This window comes from Citrobacter sp. C1, assembly GCF_014596895.2.
Classification (GTDB): domain Bacteria; phylum Pseudomonadota; class Gammaproteobacteria; order Enterobacterales; family Enterobacteriaceae; genus Citrobacter; species Citrobacter gillenii.
Window position 1 is genome coordinate 4,177,167 of the sequence record NZ_CP115035.1, and the last position, 23,497, is coordinate 4,200,663.

Genomic DNA, 23,497 nt, shown 5'->3' on the forward strand with positions numbered 1-23,497 from the left:
AAGCGATTGATTTAAAACGGTGGCATCAGAATATTTCTACGCGTTTTCAGGCATCAGATATAATTGTGTAATAAATGTTCACACTCTTTTTCCGGACATACCGGGCGGTTACCCAATAAAAGTCAAAACTGTAAAACACGGGTGAATAATACTCGCGGCAACAGAAACGCCTTACGGCACAGCGCTTGTCTCGTTGGAGTCATTTTATGAAGTTGCCCTTTAAGCCACATCTGCTCGTCCTTCTGTGCAGTGCCGGGCTGTTTGCCGCCTCTGGCGTGATGTTCGTCAAAAGCCGCACAACGGAACCCGTTGCACCGGCCCCTGTCGCACAACAACCTTCAGCACCTGCTCCAGCGCCCGTAGCTGCACCTGCCGTGCAATCCGCGCCCGCTGTCGCACCAACATACACTGCCGCACAAATCGATCAGTGGGTTGCGCCAGTCGCGCTGTACCCGGATGCATTGCTGTCGCAAATTTTGATGGCGGCGACCTATCCGGCCAACGTTATCCAGGCCGCGCAGTGGTCTAAAGACAATCCTAAAATGCAGGGTGACGCCGCTATTCAGGCCGTTGCCGGGCAGCCCTGGGACCCTAGCGTAAAATCACTGGTCGCGTTTCCTCAGTTGATGTCACTGTTAGGTGAAAATCCGCCGTGGGTACAAAGCCTGGGTGATGCTTTCCTCGCGCAGCCACAGGACGTGATGGACTCCGTTCAACGCCTGCGCGCACTGGCGCAGCAAACCGGGGCATTACAATCAACGCCTCAGCAGACGGTTACCACCGTAACAAAGCCTGCACCGACGAAAACCGACACCAGTCAGTCGACAACCCATACCACGACCACCACCACAACAAGTCCAACGGTTATTAAAATTGAATCTGCCGATCCACAGGTGGTTTACGTTCCGACCTATAACCCGAATACGGTGTACGGCACCTGGCCAAATACCGCCTATCCTCCCACCTATCTGCCGCCATCGCCCGGTGAGCAATTTGGCAGCAGCTTCGTTAACGGTTTAGGCTTCAGTCTGGGGGTAGCGACAACCTATGCCATCTTCAGCAACATCGACTGGGATGACGACGACGACTGGGACCACCACCATAATAATGATGACTGGGATAATCATGGCGGTTATAACCGCAACGGCGATAACAACATCAATATCAACGTTGATAACTTCAATAAAATCAGTGGTCAACGGCTGACTGACGCCAACCGTACCTGGCAGCATAACCCGGCCTATCGTGAGGGTGTACCCTATGCGAATAACCAGCTCAATAACCGCTTCCACGCCACAAACACGGCAACCGGGCTCAGTGCGACCCAGCAAAACCCGCAAAGAGCAGTCAACCGCGATAGCCAGCGTCAGGCAGCCATGAGTCAGATGGAGAAATCGACGGGTAAAACGCTTTCTCAGACCGCGCGTCCGGGAACGAAAGATGCTCAGCGCCAGGCATCAAATCAACAGTTGAAGCAGATTTCTCAGCGCAACAACTACCGTGGCTATGACACAAAACCACAAACCGCGAAGCGGACAAGCACGCAACAACGAGAGACTCGCCAGACGACCGCGCAGAGACAGGAGAAACGGGTTTCGCAACCTGCACAGCAACGCAACGTGCAACAGCGGAATACTCAACAGCGCGCCAGTCAGCCGCGCGCCAATGCGCTGAGCGGTAACGATAGTCGCTCAGGCAGCTGGCAAGCACAGCAGCAGCGAGGCGCTCAGAGCAGGGAAATATCCCGCAACCAACCATCGCGCCAGGCATCCGGCGGGCGCGCTGAACACCGTGAACTCCGTCATCGTTAAGGGAACCGACATGAAAATGAAATTACTCAGTGGAATGGTGTTGTTCATGGTTTCGGCCACCGCGATGGCACAGCAATCTTTCAGTACACCAGACCAGGCAACCGACGCACTGGCCAGCGCGATAGGTGAACAAAATGAAAGTGCGATGAACAACCTGCTTGGAGAAGACTGGCGCGATTTTCTGCCGCCAGAAGGTGTCGATCCTGATGCCGTTGATCGCTTCCTGCGTGACTGGAAGGTCCATCATAATACCGTCGTCGAGGGCAATACCGCGCACCTTGTTGTCGGGGACAGCGGCTGGCAGTTGCCAATCCCGGTGATCAAAACCACATCCGGCTGGCAATTTGATATGCAGCAAGCCGCCGAAGAGATCCAGACTCGCGAAATTGGCCGCAACGAACTCGCCGCCATCGAGGCATTACACGCCTATGTGGATGCTCAGCAGAGCTATTTTGCGATGAACCAGAAGTATGCGCAGAAGGTTGTCAGCACGGAAGGGAAAAAGGATGGCCTGTACTGGCCCGTTGCACCAGGCGAAGCGCCAAGCCCTCTGGGACCGGCCTTCAGCCCGCAGGAGCCTGGCACGGGTTATCACGGTTATCGTTTCCGCATCCTTCCCGACAAAACCAGCGGCTTTGCGATGGTGGCCTGGCCCGTCAGCTACGGTCATACGGGCGTGATGAGCTTTATGATTAACGGCGATGACACCGTCTACCAGGCAGATCTTGGTGAAGCATCACAAGAAAAAGCGCAGGCGTTGACCACCTACGCCCCGGATAAAAGCTGGCATCCCGTCGCGCAGTAAAACGGGGGAAAACCGAAGGCCGGGTCAGCGCGAGTGCTACCCGGCAGGTTATCTGAGATTACAGGTCGTTACAGGCAAAAAAAACGCCTCCGAAGAGGCGTTTCTTACAAAGTCAGAAGATTACTTCTTCTTCGCTTTCGGGTTCGGCAGGTCGGTAATGCTACCTTCAAAGATTTCTGCCGCCAGGCCCACGGACTCGTGCAGAGTCGGGTGTGCGTGGATGGTCAGCGCGATGTCTTCCGCATCACAACCCATTTCGATCGCCAGACCGATTTCGCCCAGCAGCTCGCCGCCGTTGGTACCGACAATCGCACCACCGATAACACGGTGAGATTCTTTGTCGAAAATCAGTTTAGTCATACCGTCTGCACAGTCAGAAGCGATAGCACGGCCAGAAGCAGCCCACGGGAAGGTGGCGGTTTCGTAGCTGATGCCTTTTTCTTTCGCTTCTTTCTCGGTCAGACCGACCCAGGCAACTTCTGGTTCAGTGTAGGCAATGGACGGAATCACTTTCGGATCGAAGTAGTGTTTCTTACCAGCGATAACTTCAGCGGCAACGTGGCCTTCATGAACACCTTTGTGCGCCAGCATCGGCTGACCGACGATATCGCCGATAGCAAAGATGTGCGGTACGTTGGTACGCAGCTGTTTGTCAACGCGGATAAAGCCACGGTCATCAACTTCAACGCCCGCTTTTCCTGCATCGAGGTTTTTACCGTTCGGTACACGACCAATAGCAACCAGTACGGCGTCGTAACGCTGTGCTTCAGCAGGTGCTTTTTTGCCTTCCATGGAAACGTAAATACCGTCTTCTTTCGCTTCAACGGCAGTCACTTTGGTTTCCAGCATCAGGTTGAATTTCTTGCTGATACGTTTGGTGAAGACTTTTACCACGTCTTTATCGGCAGCAGGGATAACCTGGTCGAACATTTCAACCACGTCAATCTCTGAACCCAGCGCATGGTAAACGGTCCCCATTTCCAGACCGATGATACCGCCACCCATAACCAGCAGGCGTTTTGGTACGGTTTTCAGTTCCAGTGCGTCGGTGGAGTCCCACACACGCGGGTCTTCGTGCGGAATAAATGGCAGTTCAATCGGACGGGAACCCGCCGCGATGATAGCGTTGTCGAAGTTGATCACGGTTTTACCGTTTTCGCCTTCAACTTCCAGGGTGTTAGCCCCAGTAAATTTACCCAGACCGTTTACCACTTTCACTTTACGGCCTTTAGCCATACCAGCCAGACCGCCGGTCAGTTGAGTGATAACTTTTTCTTTCCAGGTACGAATCTTGTCGATATCGGTTTTCGGCTCACCGAAGACGATACCGTGATCGGCCAGTGCTTTCGCTTCTTCGATAACTTTTGCTACGTGCAACAGCGCTTTAGAAGGGATACAGCCGACGTTCAGACAAACACCACCAAGGGTGCTGTAACGTTCTACGATGACGGTCTCCAGACCTAAATCTGCGCAACGGAAGGCAGCAGAGTAACCTGCCGGGCCTGCCCCAAGTACCACGACTTGAGTTTTGATTTCAGTGCTCATCATGACCTCTTAATTTATACCCGTCGTCCACCGGGTCGTTCTATCCGCCGGTATTTTACAAAATTGTTAACAATTTTGAAACAACAAACGGCAACCGATTTGTCTTTCGCACAATAACCTCACTGACTTCATGAGATTACCAGAAAAAAGCCGGCCGTCGGGCCGGCTTTTTCGCTTACATCACCAGACGGCGAATGTCAGACAGCGTGTTGTTGATGATGGTAATGAAACGAGCACCATCAGCACCGTCAATCACGCGGTGGTCAAAGGAGAGAGAAATCGGCATCATCAGACGCGGAGTAAACTCTTTACCATTCCACACCGGTTCAATAGCCGACTTGGACACGCCAAGGATAGCCACTTCAGGCGCGTTCACAATCGGTGCGAAGTGGGTAGTCCCCAGGCCGCCGATGCTGGAGATAGTGAAGCAACCGCCCTGCATTTCGCCAGCCGTCAGCTTACCATCACGCGCTTTCTTAGAGATCACCGTCAGTTCACGAGACAGCTCGGTAATGCTCTTCTTGTTCACATCTTTAAAGACCGGAACAACCAGACCATTTGGCGTATCGACCGCAACACCGATGTTGATGTATTTCTTCAGCGTCAGCTTCTGACCATCTTCGGACAGGGAGCTGTTGAAGCGTGGCATCTGCTCAAGAGCCGCTGCGACCGCTTTCATGATGAAGACTACTGGGGTGAATTTCACATCCAGTTTACGCTTCTCAGCTTCGGCGTTCTGCTGTTTACGGAACGCTTCCAGATCGGTGATATCGGTTTTATCGAAGTGGGTAACGTGCGGGATCATCACCCAGTTACGGCTCAGGTTAGCGCCAGAGATTTTCTGGATGCGACCCAGTTCCACTTCTTCGATTTCACCAAACTTGCTGAAGTCCACTTTCGGCCAAGGCAGCATGCCCGGGATACCGCCGCCAGCCGCAGCTGCCGGTGCAGATTCAGCGCGTTTAACCGCGTCTTTCACGTAAGCCTGAACGTCTTCGCGCAGGATACGACCTTTACGGCCAGACCCTTTCACTTTCGCCAGGTTCACACCGAACTCGCGCGCCAGGCGACGAATCAGCGGCGTTGCATGGACGTAAGCGTCGTTTTCTGCGAAGTCAGATTTGCCTTCAGCTTTTGCTGCCGGAGCCGGAGCTGCGGCAGGTGCAGGTGCTGCGGCCTGAGCCGGAGCAGCCGCTTGCGCAGGGGCCGCAGCCGGTGCCGCGCCTTCAACTTCGAAGACCATAATCAGAGAACCGGTTTTCACTTTATCGCCGGTGCTGATTTTGATTTCTTTCACGGTACCCGCGAACGGTGCCGGCACTTCCATCGACGCTTTGTCACCTTCAACGGTGATCAGTGACTGCTCAGCGGCAATTTTATCGCCCACTTTGACCATCACTTCAGTGACTTCAACTTCGTCACCACCGATGTCCGGTACGTTAACTTCTTTAGAGCCAGACGCTGCCGGAGCCGCTGCGGCTGCCGGTGCAGCAGCCTGAGCTGGTGCCGCGGCTGGCGCGCTACCAGCGACTTCGAAGACCATAATCAGGGAGCCAGTAGACACTTTGTCGCCGGTGTTGATTTTGATCTCTTTCACGGTACCCGCGAACGGTGCCGGGACTTCCATAGAGGCTTTGTCGCCTTCTACGGTGATCAGCGACTGCTCAGCCGCAACGGTGTCGCCGACTTTGACCATAATCTCGGTGACTTCAACTTCGTCGCCGCCGATGTCCGGTACGTGTACGTCTTTCGCTGCTGCCGCAGCAGGTGCAGCTGCCGGAGCGGCTGCTTGCTTCTCTTCTGCCGGAGCAGGTGCAGCAGCTGCTGCACCGTCGGCGGAATCGAAAATCATGATCAGTTTGCCGGTCTCAGTTTTGTCGCCAACAGAGACTTTGATATCTTTAACGATACCCGCCTGAGGGGACGGAACTTCCATAGAGGCTTTATCGCCTTCTACGGTGATCAGCGACTGTTCAGCTTCAACTTTGTCGCCTACTTTGACCAGGATCTCGGTGATTTCAACTTCATCAGCCCCGATGTCCGGTACATTGATTTCGATAGCCATGTTTCTTTTACCTCTTACGCCAGACGCGGGTTAACTTTATCTGCATCGATATTGAATTTGGTGATAGCGTCAGCAACCACTTTCTTATCGATTTCGCCACGTTTAGCCAGTTCGCCCAGTGCCGCTACAACCACATAGGAAGCATCAACTTCGAAGTGGTGACGCAGGTTTTCACGGCTGTCAGAGCGACCGAAGCCGTCAGTACCCAGTACGCGATAATCATCAGCCGGTACATAAGTACGAACCTGTTCGGCAAACAGTTTCATATAGTCAGTAGATGCTACAGCCGGTGCGTCGTTCATCACCTGAGCGATGTACGGAACGCGCGGAGTTTCCAGCGGATGCAGCATGTTCCAGCGCTCACAATCCTGGCCATCACGCGCCAGTTCAGTGAAGGACGTGACGCTATACACGTCAGAACCTACGCCGTAGTCGTTCGCCAGGATCTGCGCTGCTTCACGGACGTGACGCAGGATAGAACCAGAGCCCAACAGCTGAACTTTACCTTTCTTACCTTCGAGGGTTTCGAGTTTGTAGATACCTTTACGGATACCTTCCTCAGCACCTTCCGGCATTGCCGGCATGTGGTAGTTTTCGTTCAGCGTGGTGATGTAGTAGTAAACGTTCTCTTGTTTCTCACCGTACATACGCTCCAGACCATCGTGCATGATGACCGCAACTTCGTACGCGTAAGACGGATCGTAAGAGATACAGTTCGGAATAGTCAGAGACTGAATATGGCTGTGACCATCTTCGTGCTGCAGACCCTCACCGTTCAGCGTCGTACGACCAGAAGTCCCGCCGATCAGGAAGCCGCGCGCCTGCTGGTCACCCGCCTGCCAGCACAGGTCACCGATACGCTGGAACCCGAACATGGAGTAGTAGATGTAGAACGGGATCATCGGCAGATCGTTGGTGCTGTAAGAGGTCGCAGCCGCCAGCCAGGATGCACCAGCACCCAGTTCGTTGATACCTTCCTGCAGGATCTGACCTTTTTCGTCTTCTTTGTAGTAAGCAACCTGCTCACGGTCCTGCGGGGTGTACTGCTGGCCGTTCGGGCTGTAGATACCAATCTGACGGAACAGACCTTCCATACCGAAAGTACGTGCTTCATCGGCGATGATCGGCACCAGACGATCTTTGATCGACTTGTTCTTCAGCATCACGTTCAGGGCACGAACGAAAGCGATAGTGGTGGAGATTTCTTTGTTCTGCTCTTCCAGCAGTGCACCGAAGTCTTCCAGCGCCGGCAGCTCCAGCTTCTCAGTGAAGTTAGGCTGACGAGCCGGCAGGTAGCCGTGCAGTTTCTGACGCTGAGCGTGCAGATAGGTATGCTCTTCAGAACCTTCCGGGAAGGTAATGTAAGACAGGTTTTCAACCTGCTCATCGGTAACTGGAACGTTGAAACGGTCGCGGATGTAACGCACGCCGTCCATGTTCATTTTTTTAACCTGGTGAGCGATGTTTTTACCTTCGGCGGTGTCACCCATGCCGTAACCTTTGATGGTATGGGCGAGGATTACAGTTGCTTTGCCTTTGGTTTCCTGCGCTTTTTTCAGTGCAGCGTAAACTTTCTTCGGATCGTGACCGCCACGGTTCAGCGCCCAAATCTGCTCGTCAGTCCAGTCAGCAACCAGTGCTGCGGTTTCCGGGTATTTACCGAAGAAGTGCTCACGAACATACGCGCCGTCTTTGGATTTGAAGGTCTGGTAGTCGCCGTCAACGGTTTCGTTCATCAGCTGGATCAGTTTACCGCTTGTGTCTTTACGCAGCAGCTCATCCCAACGACCGCCCCACATGACTTTGATAACGTTCCAGCCAGCACCTGCGAAGATGCCTTCCAGTTCGTTAACAATCTTGCCGTTACCGGTGACCGGGCCGTCAAGACGCTGCAGGTTACAGTTGATAACAAAGACCAGGTTGTCCAGTTTTTCACGGGTCGCGATGGTGATAGCGCCTTTAGATTCTGGCTCATCCATCTCGCCATCGCCCAGGAAGGCATAAACGGTCTGCTTAGAGGTATCTTTCAGGCCACGGTGTTCCAGATACTTCAGGAATTTAGCCTGGTAGATAGCACCGATTGGACCCAGACCCATGGATACGGTCGGGAACTGCCAGAATTCCGGCATCAGTTTCGGGTGCGGATAGGAAGACAGGCCTTTGCCATGAACTTCCTGACGGAAGTTGTTCATCTGCTCTTCAGTCAGACGACCTTCCAGGAATGCACGTGCATAGATGCCCGGAGAGATGTGGCCCTGGAAGTAAATCAGGTCGCCGCCATCCTGCTCGTTACGTGCACGGAAGAAATGGTTGAAGCACACATCATATACCGTTGCGGAGGACTGGAAGGATGCCATGTGGCCACCCAGCTCGAGGTCCTTTTTAGACGCACGCAGTACGGTCATGATGGCGTTCCAGCGGATAGCAGAACGAATACGACGTTCCAGCTCCAGATTGCCCGGGTATTCCGGCTCATCTTCAACGGCAATAGTGTTTACATAATTGCTGGCCCCTGTACCTGCCGCTACTTTCACGCCGCCTTTGCGGGCTTCTGAAAGCAGTTGGTCGATCAGATACTGAGCACGCTCAACACCTTCTTCACGGATGACCGATTCGATCGCCTGTAGCCAGTCGCGAGTTTCGATCGGATCCACGTCATTTGGGAAACGTTCTGACATGGGGGTATTCCTTATCTATCTAATACGTTGAGTTATCTGGAACCTGTCCCATTACGTTCTCGCCAGAGAGCGTAATAAGACAGGTTCTGCGTTTAGTTGCCGCGCACTTTAAATGGCGCTTGATTTACAACATCTTCTGGTTAACTTGCTGCCAGAAAAATCACTAATTCTTTCGTTGCTCCAGGCGGCGTAAGGCGCGTTCACGACGGCTTTCCTCACGGCTTCTGTCCAGGAGAATTTCTTCGATAAACGCCAGGTGACGGTGGGACGCTTCACGCGCCTCTTCCGGCTTCCCGGCGATAATCGCTTCAAAAATACGCGTACGGTGACTGCTTACTAACGGCAGCATATCCCGACGCGAATACAGCAATTCAAAGTTTTGACGAACGTTCTGGGCCAGCATCGGCTCCATACAACGGAGCAAATGGAGCAGTACCACATTGTGCGCCGCTTCGGTGACAGCAATTTGATACTGGAGAACGGCATCAGATTCGCCGTCAAGATCGCCGGACTGTTGAGCAAGCTCGATCGCATGGTGGAGTTCACGGATACGCGTTTTATCTTCATCCGTGCTGCGTAGTGCGGCGTAATAAGCAGCAATACCTTCCAGCGCATGGCGCGTCTCAAGCAGGTCAAACTGGGATTCAGGATGGTCGGAGAGCAACTCTACCAGTGGGTCGCTAAAGCTCTGCCACAGGCTGCTCTGAACAAAAGTGCCACCGCCCTGACGACGAAGCAGCAAACCCTTCGCTTCGAGACGTTGGATCGCCTCGCGCAAGGAGGGACGGGAGACGTCGAACTGTTTTGCCAGTTCACGTTCCGGTGGGAGTTTTTCTCCGGGGCGTAGTGTCCCCTCAAGAATTAAAAACTCCAGCTGCTGCTCAATCACATCGGAGAGTTTTGGTTGGCGGATTTTGCTGTAGGCCATGATTTCCTGTCTTAAGCCATTTGCCCGGAGTCAATTGGTCTTACCAATTTCATGTTCTTGACGCTAAAGTAACAAAGTATTCACCTTCTGTCCATACAGGTTTTGATTGAAATCAGTAAAGGAGGCATATTTTAACAACATTACAGAAATAACGTTTCAAACATGTAACTATGCACAAATGTTAAATTTACCCACCACGAGGTAGTTTTAACGTAATTGAAACGAAAAATTATCCCATCTGAACCGATTCACCTGCTTAAATATCGATTTAAAAAGCAAAATTAACGAATAAAAATTCAAAATGGAAATTTTGTGGTAGATAAACTCGCGCTTACAAATGGTTTCTTTTTATTCAACTCGTCATCCTCCCTTCATAAAGCAGGTGCATTCGCGCTCGCATAACATTATTCTGATCAAGACAAAAGTATTTAGGCAACATTTTACTAAGCATCACCGTAAACAAATTAATACAACAAACGGAATTGCAAACTTACACACGCGTCACTGCGTGGTTCAAAATATAAGTACTCAAAAGATGAAGAGTAAAACCACACACGAGGTTTCATGATGGAAAGTCAACAGCATGGCGATCAGCTAAAGCGCGGTCTTAAAAACCGCCATATACAGCTTATCGCGCTGGGTGGCGCGATAGGCACCGGGTTATTCCTCGGTAGCGCGTCCGTTATCCAGTCTGCAGGGCCAGGGATTATCCTGGGTTACGCTATCGCCGGTTTTATCGCCTTTTTAATTATGCGCCAGCTAGGTGAAATGGTGGTTGAAGAGCCGGTAGCCGGTTCCTTCAGCCACTTTGCCTATAAGTACTGGGGCGGTTTCGCTGGATTCTCCTCCGGCTGGAACTACTGGGTGCTGTACGTTCTGGTTGCCATGGCTGAGCTGACTGCCGTCGGAAAATACATCCAGTTCTGGTACCCGGAGATCCCTACCTGGGCCTCTGCCGCCGTCTTTTTCGTGGCCATCAACGCTATCAACCTGACCAACGTAAAAGTATTCGGTGAGATGGAGTTCTGGTTTGCCATTATTAAGGTTATTGCGGTCGTGGCGATGATCCTGTTCGGTGGCTGGCTGCTATTTAGCGGCAACGGTGGCCCACAGGCCAGCGTCAGCAACCTGTGGGATCAAGGTGGCTTCCTGCCACATGGCTTCACCGGTCTGGTGATGATGATGGCCATTATCATGTTCTCCTTCGGCGGGCTGGAGCTGGTCGGAATCACTGCGGCAGAAGCGGATAACCCGGAGCAAAGCATTCCGAAAGCGACCAACCAGGTTATTTACCGTATCCTGATTTTCTATGTAGGTTCACTGGCCGTCCTGCTCTCCCTGATGCCGTGGACGCGCGTAACGGCAGATACCAGCCCATTTGTCCTTATCTTCCACGAACTGGGCGACACGTTTGTGGCTAACGCACTGAACGTCGTGGTGCTGACCGCCGCCCTGTCTGTCTATAACAGCTGTGTGTATTGCAACAGTCGTATGCTGTTCGGTCTGGCTCAACAGGGCAACGCGCCAAAAGCGCTGATGAACGTGGATAAACGTGGCGTTCCGGTGAATACCATCCTCGTCTCCGCGCTGGTCACCGCCCTGTGCGTCCTGATCAACTACCTGGCACCGGAATCTGCCTTTGGCTTACTGATGGCACTGGTGGTCTCTGCGCTGGTGATCAACTGGGCGATGATCAGCCTTGCACACATCAAGTTCCGCAAAGCGAAACAACAGCAGGGCGTCGCCAGTCGTTTTCCGGCGCTATTCTATCCGCTGGGTAACTGGGTTTGCCTGATTTTCATGGCGGCAGTGCTGGTGATTATGCTGATGACGCCGGGCATGGCAATCTCCGTTTACCTGATCCCGGTGTGGATTGCTATTCTTGGCGTCGGTTATCTGTGTAAGCAGAAAACAGCCAGAGCGGTTAAAGCACATTAATTTTCACCCCCTGCCTGCAAAGGCAGGGGGTGTTACCTGCCTCACACTTTCCCACAGACGACTATTTCATCCATATCAGCGGCGCTATCCTGCAACGCAAAAACACGTTCACCAGACAATAATTCTCTCCATATCTTATTTATGGAGCGCAGTTGATGGAAACCAGTAAACTGTCGGTGAAAGAAAAAATCGGCTATGGTATGGGCGATGCCGGATGCAACATCATATTTGGCGCTATCATGCTGTTTGTTAACTATTTTTACACTGACATATTTGGCCTCGCCCCTGCATTGGTCGGCGTTTTATTACTCTCAGTTCGCGTTATTGATGCCGTAACTGACCCTATAATGGGCGCAATGGCCGATCGCACACGCAGTAAATATGGTCGGTTTCGTCCATGGCTTTTATGGATGGCTTTCCCCTACGCATTATTCAGCGTACTGATGTTTACCACCCCAGAGTGGACGTACAACAGCAAAGTTATCTATGCGTTTGTCACTTACTTCCTGCTGTCTATCACCTACACGGCGATCAATATTCCCTACTGCTCACTCGGCAGCGTCATCACCAACGACCCGAAAGAGCGTGTCGCCTGCCAATCTTATCGCTTTGTGCTGGTGGGCATTGCCACTCTGCTACTTTCTCTCACTTTGCTGCCGATGGCTGACTGGTTCGGTGGAGAAGACAAAGCGAAGGGCTATCAGATGGCGATGGCCGTGCTGGCCTTTATTGGCATGTGCATGTTCCTGTTTTGCTTTGCGACAGTACGCGAGCGCGTGCGTCCTGCCGTCCAGACCAACGACGATTTAAAAGCCGATCTGAAAGATGTCTGGAAGAACGATCAGTGGGTAAAAATCCTGTTGTTAACCCTGTGCAACGTCTGCCCGGGCTTTATTCGCATGGCTGCCACCATGTACTACGTCACCTGGGTTATGCAACAAAGCACGCACTTTGCCACCTTGTTTATTAGCCTCGGCGTTGTCGGCATGATGATCGGCAGTATCCTGGCGAAGGTGTTAACCGACCGCTGGTGCAAACTGAAAGTGTTCTTCTGGACCAATATCGTACTGGCGATTTTCTCTGGCGCGTTTTACTTCTTCGATCCAAAAGCTACCGTGATGATTATGGTGCTCTACTTCCTGCTCAACATCCTTCATCAGATCCCTTCTCCGCTGCACTGGTCGTTGATGGCCGATGTCGATGACTACGGCGAGTGGAAGACCGGAAAACGCATCACCGGTATCAGCTTCTCCGGCAACCTGTTCTTCCTGAAACTGGGTCTGGCGATTGCCGGGGCGATGGTCGGATTCCTGCTCTCCTGGTACGGTTACGACGCAGGTGCTAAAGCACAAAGCGAGTCCGCCATTAACGGTATCATGCTGCTGTTCACCCTTATTCCGGGCGTGGGCTATCTGATTACTGCTGGCGTAGTTCGTCTGCTGAAAGTTGACCGCGAGTTTATGCAGCAAATCCAGTCAGATCTGGAAAAGCGTCGCACCAACTACCGTGAATTGAATGAGTATTACGACATTAAATCTCCTGAAAATGCAAGGAAAGCCTGATGAATCAGTGGCCTAACCCCTTTATCGAACAGCGTGCCGATCCGTTTATTCTCCGTGACGGCAGCCACTATTATTTCATTGCTTCGGTACCGGAATACGATCGTCTGGAGATCCGGCGGGCTGACTCCCTGGAAGGGCTACGCACCGCCGCTGCGGTGGTTGTCTGGCGCAAACCAGACAGCGGCCCGATGAGCGAACTGATCTGGGCACCGGAGATCCATCATATTGCTGGCAAGTGGTACATCTATTTTGCCGCTACGCACACTCAGGCACTCGACAAGCTGGGAATGTTCCAGCACCGCATGTTCGCCCTCGAGTGTGCTGATGCCGACCCGCTAACCGGCACCTGGACAGAGAAAGGCCAGATTAAAACGCAGTTTGATACCTTCGCCCTGGACGCCACCACTTTTAACCACCAGGGAAAGCAGTGGTATCTGTGGGCGCAAAAATCCCCCGATATTGCCGGGAATTCCAATATTTATCTCGCAGAGCTGGAAAATCCGTGGACGATTAAAGGCGAGCCGGTAATGCTCAGTCATCCAGAGTACGACTGGGAGTGCCGTGGCTTTTGGGTCAACGAAGGCCCTGCCGTGATGGTGCACGGCGACAAACTGTTCATCAGCTATTCCGCCAGCGCCACCGACGAAAACTACTGCATGGGGTTACTGTGGATTGATCTCAGTGCCGATCCACTGAACCCGGATAACTGGCACAAATCTCCGCGTCCTGTCTTTACCACCAGCTACGAGAATCGTCAGTTCGGACCGGGACATAATAGCTTTACGCAAACGCCGGAAGGGGAAGATGTGCTGGTGTACCATGCGAGGAACTACACCGAGATTGAGGGCGACCCGCTATACGATCCCAACCGCCATACACGTTTGAAACTCGTACGCTGGGACGAAAACGGCATGCCGGATTTTGGCATCCCGCCTGCTGATACATTCTAAAACCATTGCCCGGTGGCGCTGCGCTTACCGGGCCTACATATGGTGTAGGCCGGATAAGCGTTAGCGCCATCCGGCATAACGCTATACTAATGTCCCATAAATGGTCAGTAACGCAATAATCACCACCACCACAAACGATGTCTTTTTCGCCAGCGCCACGGCGGCTTTTGGCGTTTCGACTTTATCGGTGTGCGGTTCGCGCGCCAACGAGAACTGCGCCAGACGTGTTAACACCTGATACTGCGAAGTATGCAAATCCGCCAGAGAAGCAAACCACGCAGGCAGCGCCTTCTCACCATGCCCCAACAGCGCATAAACCACACCCGCCAACCGCACGGGGATCCAGTCCAGCACATGCAGGATCGCATCAATTCCCGACTGCAAACGCTGATGCGGGGTCTGATAGCGTGCCAGCCAGGACTGCCATGCACGTAAAAAGGCATAACCGACCAGCGTCACCGGTCCCCACGCACCGCCGACAATCAGCCAGAATAGCGGTGCCAGATAAAAGCGAAAGTTATTCCACAACAGTGCATTTTGCAGCTCGCGTAAATACTCACGCTCATTGCACTCCGGCGGGACGCCATGGATCAGCGTTAACTCACTGGCCATCGCCTCACGAGCGTGGGCATCATTGCGCAACGCCGCATTCAGGTACGCATGATAATGCAGACGCACCTTACCCGCGCCGATGCACAGCACGCCAATTAAGATCCACACCACCAGCAGCGGAACGTTAAACAGCAGCCCGTACAGCGCACGCAGCAGCAGGAATGTCACCCCCATCGCTATCATTGTCATGCCAAGGGTTCGGGCCATAGAAAAATGCTTAATCCGGCGAAAAAAGGCTTCCGTTCGGTGATCGAGCTGCCAGTGTTCACCCAGCTTAAACAAGCGCTCAACGATCAGCACCAGTAATGTTGTAAACAGCGTCATGTCATCTCCTTGTGTGACGAGGGGGTGACCAGAGCGCGAAACCTTTCCCAGTCAAAAGACGCGCCAGGATCGGTCTTACGCTCGGGCGCAATATTGCAATGCCCGGTTATGTTATTGGCAATCGCCGGATAACGCTGAATCAGGACATGCGTTACAGCCGCCAACTGCTGGTACTGCGCATCGGTATAGGCCAGCGTATCCGTCCCTTCCAGCTCAATACCGATCGAAAAATCATTACAACGCTCACGTCCCTGATAGTTCGACACGCCCGCATGCCAGGCACGTTTATCAAAAGGGACATACTGGACGATTTCACCATCGCGGCGAATCAGACAATGGGCCGAAACGCGCAAATGGGCGATTTCAGCAAAAAAAGGATGGGCGTTAGGATCAATTGTTCCCGTGAATAACGCGTCGATCCACGGACCACCAAATTCACCCGGCGGCAGGCTGATATTATGCACTACCAGCAAAGAAGGGTTTTCGTCATCCGGGCGGCAATCATAATGAGGAGAAGGAACGCGTCGCGCCTCCGCCAGCCAACCCTTATCTAACAACATGCAGAATCTCCTTATTGGTGGTGCTCATATCGGGTTCAGGGTAGCATGTTTCTCTCTTATGATTCGTTAGCTATTTGGAGTTTTATCATGCCGCCTCGCCGCTATAACCCTGACTCCCGACGTGACGCGCTGTTGGAACGCATCAACCTGGATATCCCTGCCGCTGTCGCTCAGGCGCTGCGTGAAGATTTAGGCGGCGACGTTGATGCCAGGAACGATATCACTGCACAACTTTTGCCAGAGGATATGCGCTCCCACGCCACCGTGATTACCCGCGAAGAGGGCGTTTTTTGTGGAAAACGTTGGGTGGAAGAGGTCTTTATTCAACTTGCTGGCGATGATGTAAAAATCAGCTGGCACGTTGAAGATGGCGACAGCATTAAAGCGAATCAGCCATTGTTTGAACTGGACGGTCCCTCCCGCGTATTGCTGACCGGCGAACGCACCGCCCTTAACTTTGTGCAGACGTTGTCCGGCGTCGCCAGTGAAGTACGCCGCTACGTCGACCTGCTGACAGGGACAAAGACGCAGCTGCTGGATACGCGTAAAACTCTGCCGGGGCTACGTACCGCGCTAAAATATGCCGTGCTGTGCGGCGGTGGCGCGAATCACCGTCTGGGACTTTCTGACGCTTTCCTGATTAAAGAAAATCACATTATTGCCTCTGGCTCGGTGCGTCAGGCCGTAGAGAAAGCCTTCTGGCTGCATCCGGACGTTCCTGTTGAAGTGGAAGTGGAAAGTCTGGATGAACTGGACGACGCGCTGAAAGCCGGGGCGGACATCATCATGCTCGACAATTTCGAGACCGACCAAATGCGCGAAGCGGTAAAACGGACCAACGGCCAGGCGCGTCTGGAGGTTTCAGGAAACGTCACCTATGAAACGCTGCGTGAATTTGCCGAAACCGGCGTGGATTTCATCTCCGTCGGTGCTCTGACCAAGCATGTGCGCGCGCTCGATCTCTCCATGCGTTTTCGTTAATTGCTCATGGTAATGCCCGATGGCGCTTCGCTTATCGGGCCTACAACCCCAGCCGGATAAAGCATTTACGCTGCCATCCGGCAGTTTCTTCGCATTCCCTCGCAAATACGTTGTCTGCTTGTGTAATTTCGTAAAAACCCTCTGAACCTGCCTTCCCATTCTATTTTTTGCCCCTCGCCTAAGTACCTTCCGGTTTGCCACAGTAGCGTCAGCTAACTCAAGGAGTGAACTATGGACAAGCAACGAGGCTTCACGCTTATCGAACTGATGGTGGTCATTGGCATCATTGCCATTCTCAGCGCCATCGGTATTCCGGCTTATCAGAACTATCTACGCAAGGCGGCACTGACCGACATGCTGCAAACCTTTGTCCCCTATCGCACTGCTGTCGAGCTCTGCGCGCTGGAGCATGGTGGTACGGATACCTGTGATGCCGGGGCCAATGGTATTCCCTCTCCTGCCACCACGCGCTATGTCTCCGGCATGAGCGTCGAAAAAGGCGTCGTCAGCCTCACCGGGCAGGAAAGCCTCAACGGTCTGAGCGTCACCCTGACGCCCAACTGGGACAATGCCAACGGTATTACCGGCTGGAGCCGTAATTGCAACATCCAAAATGACGGTGCTTTGCAGCAGGCCTGTGAAGACGTTTTCCGTTTTGATGCCAACTAAGGAACAACGATGAATACCACGCAACTGACGGCACTATGCCAACGCTATCAAGGAATATTACTGGATGCAGACAATGACGTGGTTCACATCGCCGTCGTGGATGCGCCTTCCCACGAACTGCTGGATGCACTGCATTTTGCCACGACCAGACGCATCGACATCGTGTGCTGGACGCGCCAGCAAATGGAAGGTCATGCGCACAAACCGCGGCAAATGCTGCCAGCGGTCATCCCTGAAAGCAGCGCGACAGCAGCAGAATTACTCACACAGACGCTACAATCCGCGCTGGTAAAACGGGCATCTGATATTCACATTGAGCCCGCACAACATCACTATCGGATACGGCTACGCGTAGATGGCGTGCTGCACACGTTACCGGAGGTGTTGACGGAGAGGGGTATTGCGCTTACCGCAAGGTTAAAAGTGCTGGCCAGTCTGGACATTGCCGAGCACCGACTACCGCAGGATGGGCAATTTACCGTTGAGATTTCAGGTGCCCCCATCTCATTTCGCATTGCGACACTCCCCTGTCGCTACGGAGAAAAAGTGGTGTTACGCCTGCTGCATCAGGTTGAGCAGGCGTTGGAAATTAACGCGCTGGGTATGCAGGACGCGCAGATGGTCGCCTTTGCGCAAGCCTTACAGCAGCCTCAAGGGTTGATTCTGGTCACCGGTCCGACCGGAAGTGGCAAAACGGTCACGCTTTACAGCGCGCTACAAACCCGAAATACCCCGGAGGTGAATCTGTGTAGTGTAGAAGATCCGGTAGAGATCCCGATTGACGGGGTAACTCAGACGCAAATTCACCCGCGCGCAGGCCTGACGTTTCAGGGTGTATTACGTGCACTGCTGCGCCAGGATCCCGACATTATTATGGTGGGTGAAATCCGCGACGGTGAAACAGCAGAGATCGCCCTTAAAGCCGCGCAAACCGGTCATCTGGTTCTTTCAACGCTGCATACTAACTCCACCAGTGAAACACTGGTACGCCTGCAGCAAATGGGCGTCGCCCGATGGATGATCGCCTCCGCGCTGACGCTGGTTATCGCCCAGCGATTAGTCAGAAAGCTGTGCCCCCATTGTCGGCAGCGCCTTGATGTCCCGGTCACGCTGCCAGCATCGCTCTGGCCCACGCCGCTTCCGCGCTGGCAGGCTCCAGGCTGCGAACACTGCTATCAGGGATTTTATGGCCGCACGGCGCTGTTTGAAGTTCTGCCCATCACACCCACAGTACGCCAGCTCATCGCTAACGGTACCACTGCTGACATAGTGGAATCCGGCGCCCATCAGGCGGGAATGAACTCACTTTTCGAGAACGGATGTCAGGCGGTTGAAAGAGGGTTAACGACGTTTGAAGAGCTCATCCGTGTACTGGGCATGCCCCATGCCCGTTAAGCAACTCTGGCGATGGCAAGGCATAAACGCTCAGGGTCAGCCAGCAGAAGGTGCGCTATGGGCGGACGATCGCCCCTCGCTGGTCTATGCGCTGCAACAACTGCACATTACGCCAATTCGTATTAAGAGTATGCATGTTAAAACCTCGCACTGGCGTAGAGAACAAAGCACGGAAGTCATACACCAACTGGCTACATTGCTGAAAGCAGGGTTGACGCTTTGCGACGGATTAACACTGCTTGCCGACCAGCATCCCAGCAATCAGTGGCAGGCACTACTGCGCTCGCTGGCTTACGACATGGAACAAGGTATGTCACTGTCCGCCTCGCTGTCGCGTTGGCAACACGTTTTTCCGCCACTTTACCAGGCGATGATTCGCACCGGAGAGCTTACCGGCAAACTGGACGTCTGCTGTTTTGAACTGGCCCGCCAGCAGACACAACAGCAGCAACTGACCGATAAAGTTAAAAAAGCACTGCGTTACCCAGTCATCATTCTCACCATGGCGGTAATGGTCGTCATCGCGATGCTGCACTTTGTACTACCTGAATTTGCCGCCATCTATCGTACGTTCAACACCCCGCTACCGGCGTTAACGCAGGGGATTATGACCCTTGCCCATTACAGCAGTCGATGGGGATGGATGATCGGATTACTCGGTCTGGTGCTGGGGGTGACATATAGCCTGATACAGCAAAAACCGTCCTGGCTTATTCTGCGTCAGCGTTTTTTGCTGCGCTGTCCGGTTATGGGACCGCTGGTCAGGGGCCAAAAACTCACGCAGATCTTCACCGTTCTGGCATTGACGCAAAACGCGGGAATTCCCTTTCTACAAGGTCTGGAGAGCGTAGTGGAAACCCTCGCCTGCCCTTTCTGGTCACAACGATTAGCGCAGGTACACCGAGACATCAGTGCCGGAAAACCGGTCTGGCAAGGGCTGAAAAATGCAGGAGAATTTAGTCCACTGTGTTTACAGCTGGTGAGAACCGGTGAAGCTTCCGGCTCGCTGGATGCGATGCTGCATAATTTGGCCCGGCATCATAGCGAAAACACAATGTCTCAGGCCGAGAATCTGGCTGCGCTGCTTGAGCCTGCATTGCTTGTGATTACAGGATTAATTATCGGCACGCTGGTGGTGGCGATGTATTTACCGATTTTTCATCTGGGAGATGCGATGAGCGGAATGGGGTAAATTCAGATGCCGGATGGCGGCGTAAACGCCTTATCCGGCCTACGAAAATCATGAACGTAGGCCTGATAAGCTGAGCGCCATCAGGCATTTTACAGCGTGCTATTTGTTCTTACAGGCTATTGAAAATACGGTTTTCTTGTTCCTGCACACGAATAAAGGTTGTACGTTTGGTCAACTCTTTCAGACGAGACGCACCGACGTAAGTGCAGGCAGAACGCAGACCGCCGAGGATATCACGGGCGGTATTCTCAACCGGACCGCGCAGTGGCAGCTTAACGGTTTTACCTTCTGCTGCACGGTACTGGGCAACACCACCCACGTGACGCGTCATGGCGGACTCAGAGCTCATACCGTAGAACAGCATAAATTTCTCACCGTTCTCTTCCACCACTTTACCGCCACTTTCTTCGTGACCGGCCAGCATACCGCCCAGCATGACGAAGTCTGCACCGCCGCCAAACGCTTTTGCCACGTCACCCGGCATCGTGCAACCGCCATCGCTGACAATCATACCGCCCAGACCGTGTGCAGCATCCGCACATTCGATAACCGCTGACAGCTGAGGATAGCCCACGCCGGTTTTTACTCGTGTGGTACAAACAGAACCTGGACCAATGCCGACTTTGACGATATCCGCGCCAGAAAGCACCAGCTCTTCACACATTTCACCGGTCACCACATTACCGGCACAGATTGTTTTCGTCGGCCATGCTTCGCGTGCTTTCGACACAAACTGAACGAAATGCTCTGAGTAGCCATTTGCCACATCAATGCAAATGAAGTTCAGCGCAGGATTCTGCGCCAGAATTTGTTTGGTTTTTTCGAAATCGGTGTCAGATGTCCCGGTCGAAACCATCACGTGTTTGATGACATCAGCAGATGCATTCGCAACGAAAGCAGACCAGTCTTCTACGGAATAGTGTTTATGTACAGCAGTCAGAATGTCGAAAGAGGCAAGCGCGGTTGCCATGGCAAACGTTCCGACAGTGTCCATATTTGCGGCGATGATTGGCACGCCGGACCATTTCTGACCTGAATGTTTAAAGGTAAATTGACGTTCCAGCTCAACATCGGAACGGCTTTTGAGAGTAGAACGCTTAGGGCGGATAAGAACGTCTTTGAAACCTAACTTCAGATCTTCTTCGATACGCATGTGCGGATTCCTGGGGTTAATGGCGAAAAATCGAAACTCACAACTCCAGTGACGCTATCATACGCACTAATCAATACCGCGCAAGACTGCGAAATTCTCTTTTTTTACGCTACAATCCCATAAATTTACCTGGCGCAGAGTAGGTCAATCCTGCAGCAGCCTCGCCTTCGCATGCTTAACTTTTAACTGTTTGATAATCAAACTTAAACTCCAGGATCCGGATCTATGAGGTATACGGTAGCCTTAACTGGCGGTATTGGCAGTGGTAAAAGTACCGTTGCCAATGCGTTCGCTGACCTCGGAATAAACGTGATTGACGCCGATATTATTGCGCGTCAAGTTGTTGAGCCTGGTACGCCTGCCCTTAACGCGATTGCTGAACATTTTGGCAGTGAACTCATCGCCGCAGATGGCACGTTGCAACGGCGAATTTTACGCGAACGTATTTTTTCCGATCCTGATGAAAAATCCTGGCTGAACACCCTGCTCCATCCACTGATTCAACAGGAAACTCTGCGCCAGTTTCAGCAAGCGACATCTCCTTATCTGTTATGGGTTGTCCCCCTGCTGGTTGAAAACTCACTGTACAAAAAGGCCAATCGCGTACTCGTGGTGGATGTTACTCCCGAGACCCAGCTCAGACGAACCATGCAGCGTGATGATGTGACACGCGAACATGTTGAACAAATTTTGGCAGCCCAGGCAACACGTGAAGCTCGTCTTGCCGTGGCTGACGATGTTATTGATAATAATGGCGCACCGGATGCCATCACCTCGGATGTCGCCCGCCTGCACGCGCGCTATTTGCACTGCGCGTCGCAGTTTGTCTCACAGGAAAAACCGTAATGCACACCCAGGTCCTTTTTGAACACCCTCTCAATGAGAAGATGCGTACATGGCTGCGCATTGAGTTTCTGACCCAGCAACTCTCCGTTAACTTACCCATTGCCGATTATGCAGGCGCACTGCATTTTTTTAGAAATATTGGGGATTTACTGGATGTATTTGAACGCGGCGAAGTCCGTACCGAACTCCTCAAGGAACTGGAACGACAACAGCGTAAACTTCAGGCCTGGGTTGAAGTTCCCGGCGTCGATCAAAGCAGAATAGATGCCCTGCGCCAGCAGTTAAAAAGCGCAGGCAGCGTTTTGATTTCAGCACCGCGTATTGGACAAACGCTACGTGAAGATCGCCTGATTGGTCTTGTACGCCAGCGTTTAAGTATTCCTGGTGGATGCTGCAGTTTTGATTTGCCAACTCTGCATATCTGGCTGCATCTGCCTCAGTCACAGCGAGATGCGCAGGTTGAAAACTGGCTTGCCAGCCTGAATCCACTGACTCAGGCGCTGACGCTGGTTCTGGATCTAATCCGTAATTCGGCACCGTTCCGTAAGCAAACTAGCCTGAACGGTTTTTACCAGGATAACGGTGACGATGCGGATTTGCTACGTTTGCATCTGCCGCTTGATTCACAGCTCTACCCGCAGATATCCGGTCATAAGAGCCGTTTTGCCATTCGTTTTATGCCGCTGGATAGCGAAAATGGCCAGGTACCAGAACGCCTCGATTTTGACCTGGCGTGCTGTTAAGGAGTAAACATGTCTGAACAAACCATCGTCAACTGCCCAACCTGTGGTAAACCCGTCGTCTGGGGGGACGTGAGTCCGTTTCGCCCATTTTGCTGTAAACGCTGTCAGTTAATCGATTTGGGCGAATGGGCCGCAGAAGAGAAGCGTATTCCCAGCTCCGGCGACTTATCAGAAAGCGATGACTGGAGTGAAGAGCAGAACTAATTCTGCTAAAGCGTAGGCCGGATAAGGCAACGCCGCATCCGGCATTTTTATGCCATTCTGCCGGATGACGCTGCGCTTATCAGGCCTACGAATACCGTTCATTATCCCGCAATCAGCTTGGTAATCACCGGTTCATTGGCCGGCGGAAAATCCTCTGCATTCAGTGCAGACTGCGCAACCCACTGCGCCGGTTGCCCCTCTTTACCCCATGGCTCACCTTCCCAGCTGTCGACCAGCCAGAACCACAGCGTGATGTGTCGGTCCGGGAACGCGTACTCCAGCTTTTCGAACAGCGTACTATGAACGGGTGTAATCCCGACTTCTTCCTGTAGCTCTCGAATCAGCGCCTGCTCAGGGGTTTCGCCTGCTTCAATTTTGCCACCGGGGAATTCCAGCTTATTCGCCATGTGGGCATCCGCAGCACGCTGAGTAATAAAAATCTCTTTTTGCTGATTACGAATAATCCCAACGGCAATTTGCAGTATTTTCATTTTGTTTATCCATAAAAAAGGCGCAGAATTCTGCGCCTTTTCAGT

General features: G+C 52.7%; 20 protein-coding genes. 12 read left to right on the top strand and 8 right to left on the bottom strand.

Annotated features, from left to right (window positions below; translation table 11 throughout):
* Positions 1-206: 206 nt before the first annotated feature.
* Together IB214_RS20095 and IB214_RS20100 are read left to right on the top strand one after the other, a co-directional pair.
* Positions 207-1,811 (top strand): DUF3300 domain-containing protein, encoded by a 1,605-nt coding sequence (locus IB214_RS20095; protein ID WP_115259439.1) that lies wholly within the window; start codon positions 207-209, stop codon positions 1,809-1,811.
* Positions 1,812-1,821: 10 nt separating this feature from the next.
* Positions 1,822-2,616 (top strand): DUF2950 family protein, encoded by a 795-nt coding sequence (locus IB214_RS20100; RefSeq protein WP_096758279.1) that lies wholly within the window; start codon positions 1,822-1,824, stop codon positions 2,614-2,616.
* A 120-nt stretch (positions 2,617-2,736) separates the two neighbouring features.
* Here the strand turns inward: IB214_RS20100 and lpdA are convergent, their stop codons facing one another.
* The 4 genes from lpdA to pdhR form a co-directional block, all read right to left on the bottom strand.
* Entirely contained in the window at positions 2,737-4,161 is a 1,425-nt protein-coding gene (lpdA, locus tag IB214_RS20105) for a dihydrolipoyl dehydrogenase (protein ID WP_096758280.1), read from the bottom strand.
* 175 nt (positions 4,162-4,336) lie between these two features.
* Entirely contained in the window at positions 4,337-6,226 is a 1,890-nt protein-coding gene (aceF, locus tag IB214_RS20110; RefSeq protein ID WP_117342306.1) for a pyruvate dehydrogenase complex dihydrolipoyllysine-residue acetyltransferase, read from the bottom strand.
* Between the two features lie 14 nt (positions 6,227-6,240).
* Positions 6,241-8,904, bottom strand: coding sequence for a pyruvate dehydrogenase (acetyl-transferring), homodimeric type (gene aceE / locus IB214_RS20115; protein WP_096758282.1), 2,664 nt, complete (start codon positions 8,902-8,904; stop codon positions 6,241-6,243).
* Between the two features lie 163 nt (positions 8,905-9,067).
* Positions 9,068-9,832 carry a pyruvate dehydrogenase complex transcriptional repressor PdhR gene (pdhR, locus tag IB214_RS20120; RefSeq protein ID WP_096758283.1) on the bottom strand — a complete coding sequence of 255 codons (765 nt, stop codon included), beginning with the start codon at positions 9,830-9,832 and terminating at the stop codon, positions 9,068-9,070.
* Between the two features lie 564 nt (positions 9,833-10,396).
* Here pdhR and aroP point away from each other — a divergent pair.
* The 3 genes from aroP (at position 10,397) to IB214_RS20135 (ending at position 14,282) form a co-directional block, all read left to right on the top strand.
* Positions 10,397-11,770, top strand: a complete 1,374-nt coding sequence (gene aroP, locus IB214_RS20125; protein WP_115259442.1) for an aromatic amino acid transporter AroP — start codon at positions 10,397-10,399, stop codon at positions 11,768-11,770.
* A 155-nt stretch (positions 11,771-11,925) separates the two neighbouring features.
* Entirely contained in the window at positions 11,926-13,332 is a 1,407-nt protein-coding gene (locus IB214_RS20130; protein ID WP_117342307.1) for an MFS transporter, read from the top strand.
* Positions 13,332-14,282 carry a family 43 glycosylhydrolase gene (locus IB214_RS20135; protein WP_115259444.1) on the top strand — a complete coding sequence of 317 codons (951 nt, stop codon included), beginning with the start codon at positions 13,332-13,334 and terminating at the stop codon, positions 14,280-14,282. Before IB214_RS20130 ends, IB214_RS20135 begins: the two co-directional genes overlap by 1 nt.
* Positions 14,283-14,363: 81 nt before the next feature.
* Here the strand turns inward: IB214_RS20135 and ampE are convergent, their stop codons facing one another.
* Positions 14,364-15,218 carry a beta-lactamase regulator AmpE gene (gene ampE, locus IB214_RS20140; protein ID WP_096758287.1) on the bottom strand — a complete coding sequence of 285 codons (855 nt, stop codon included), beginning with the start codon at positions 15,216-15,218 and terminating at the stop codon, positions 14,364-14,366.
* Entirely contained in the window at positions 15,215-15,778 is a 564-nt protein-coding gene (ampD, locus tag IB214_RS20145; protein WP_096758288.1) for a 1,6-anhydro-N-acetylmuramyl-L-alanine amidase AmpD, read from the bottom strand. Before ampD ends, ampE begins: the two co-directional genes overlap by 4 nt.
* Before the next feature lie 87 nt (positions 15,779-15,865).
* On the opposite strand from ampD, the gene nadC reads away from it, so the two are divergent.
* The 4 genes from nadC (at position 15,866) to hofC (ending at position 20,015) form a co-directional block, all read left to right on the top strand.
* The gene (nadC, locus tag IB214_RS20150; RefSeq protein WP_115259996.1) at positions 15,866-16,759 is read left to right on the top strand and encodes a carboxylating nicotinate-nucleotide diphosphorylase; all 894 of its coding nucleotides are present in this window, start codon (positions 15,866-15,868) and stop codon (positions 16,757-16,759) included.
* Positions 16,760-16,990: 231 nt separating this feature from the next.
* Complete coding sequence (gene ppdD, locus IB214_RS20155; protein ID WP_115259446.1) at positions 16,991-17,428, top strand: prepilin peptidase-dependent pilin; 438 nt, start codon at positions 16,991-16,993, stop codon at positions 17,426-17,428.
* Positions 17,429-17,437: 9 nt separating this feature from the next.
* Positions 17,438-18,823: a type II secretion system protein GspE gene (gene gspE, locus IB214_RS20160; protein WP_117342308.1), complete on the top strand. Its 1,386-nt coding sequence runs from the start codon at positions 17,438-17,440 to the stop codon at positions 18,821-18,823.
* Positions 18,813-20,015 carry a protein transport protein HofC gene (hofC, locus tag IB214_RS20165; RefSeq protein WP_117342309.1) on the top strand — a complete coding sequence of 401 codons (1,203 nt, stop codon included), beginning with the start codon at positions 18,813-18,815 and terminating at the stop codon, positions 20,013-20,015. The genes gspE and hofC overlap by 11 nt, the downstream gene beginning before the upstream one ends.
* Before the next feature lie 109 nt (positions 20,016-20,124).
* Here the strand turns inward: hofC and IB214_RS20170 are convergent, their stop codons facing one another.
* Positions 20,125-21,168 (bottom strand): GMP reductase, encoded by a 1,044-nt coding sequence (locus IB214_RS20170; protein ID WP_117342310.1) that lies wholly within the window; start codon positions 21,166-21,168, stop codon positions 20,125-20,127.
* A 225-nt stretch (positions 21,169-21,393) separates the two neighbouring features.
* On the opposite strand from IB214_RS20170, the gene coaE reads away from it, so the two are divergent.
* Genes coaE through yacG form a run of 3 tightly spaced genes read left to right on the top strand, consistent with a single transcriptional unit; the run spans position 21,394 to position 22,961 of the window.
* Positions 21,394-22,014: a dephospho-CoA kinase gene (gene coaE / locus IB214_RS20175; RefSeq protein ID WP_117342311.1), complete on the top strand. Its 621-nt coding sequence runs from the start codon at positions 21,394-21,396 to the stop codon at positions 22,012-22,014.
* Positions 22,014-22,757 (top strand): cell division protein ZapD, encoded by a 744-nt coding sequence (zapD, locus tag IB214_RS20180; protein WP_096758294.1) that lies wholly within the window; start codon positions 22,014-22,016, stop codon positions 22,755-22,757. Before coaE ends, zapD begins: the two co-directional genes overlap by 1 nt.
* 9 nt (positions 22,758-22,766) lie before the next feature.
* Entirely contained in the window at positions 22,767-22,961 is a 195-nt protein-coding gene (yacG, locus tag IB214_RS20185; protein ID WP_117342312.1) for a DNA gyrase inhibitor YacG, read from the top strand.
* Positions 22,962-23,062: 101 nt separating this feature from the next.
* On the opposite strand, the gene mutT is transcribed toward yacG, so the two are convergent.
* Entirely contained in the window at positions 23,063-23,452 is a 390-nt protein-coding gene (mutT, locus tag IB214_RS20190; RefSeq protein WP_117342313.1) for an 8-oxo-dGTP diphosphatase MutT, read from the bottom strand.
* Between the last annotated feature and the right edge of the window lie 45 nt (positions 23,453-23,497).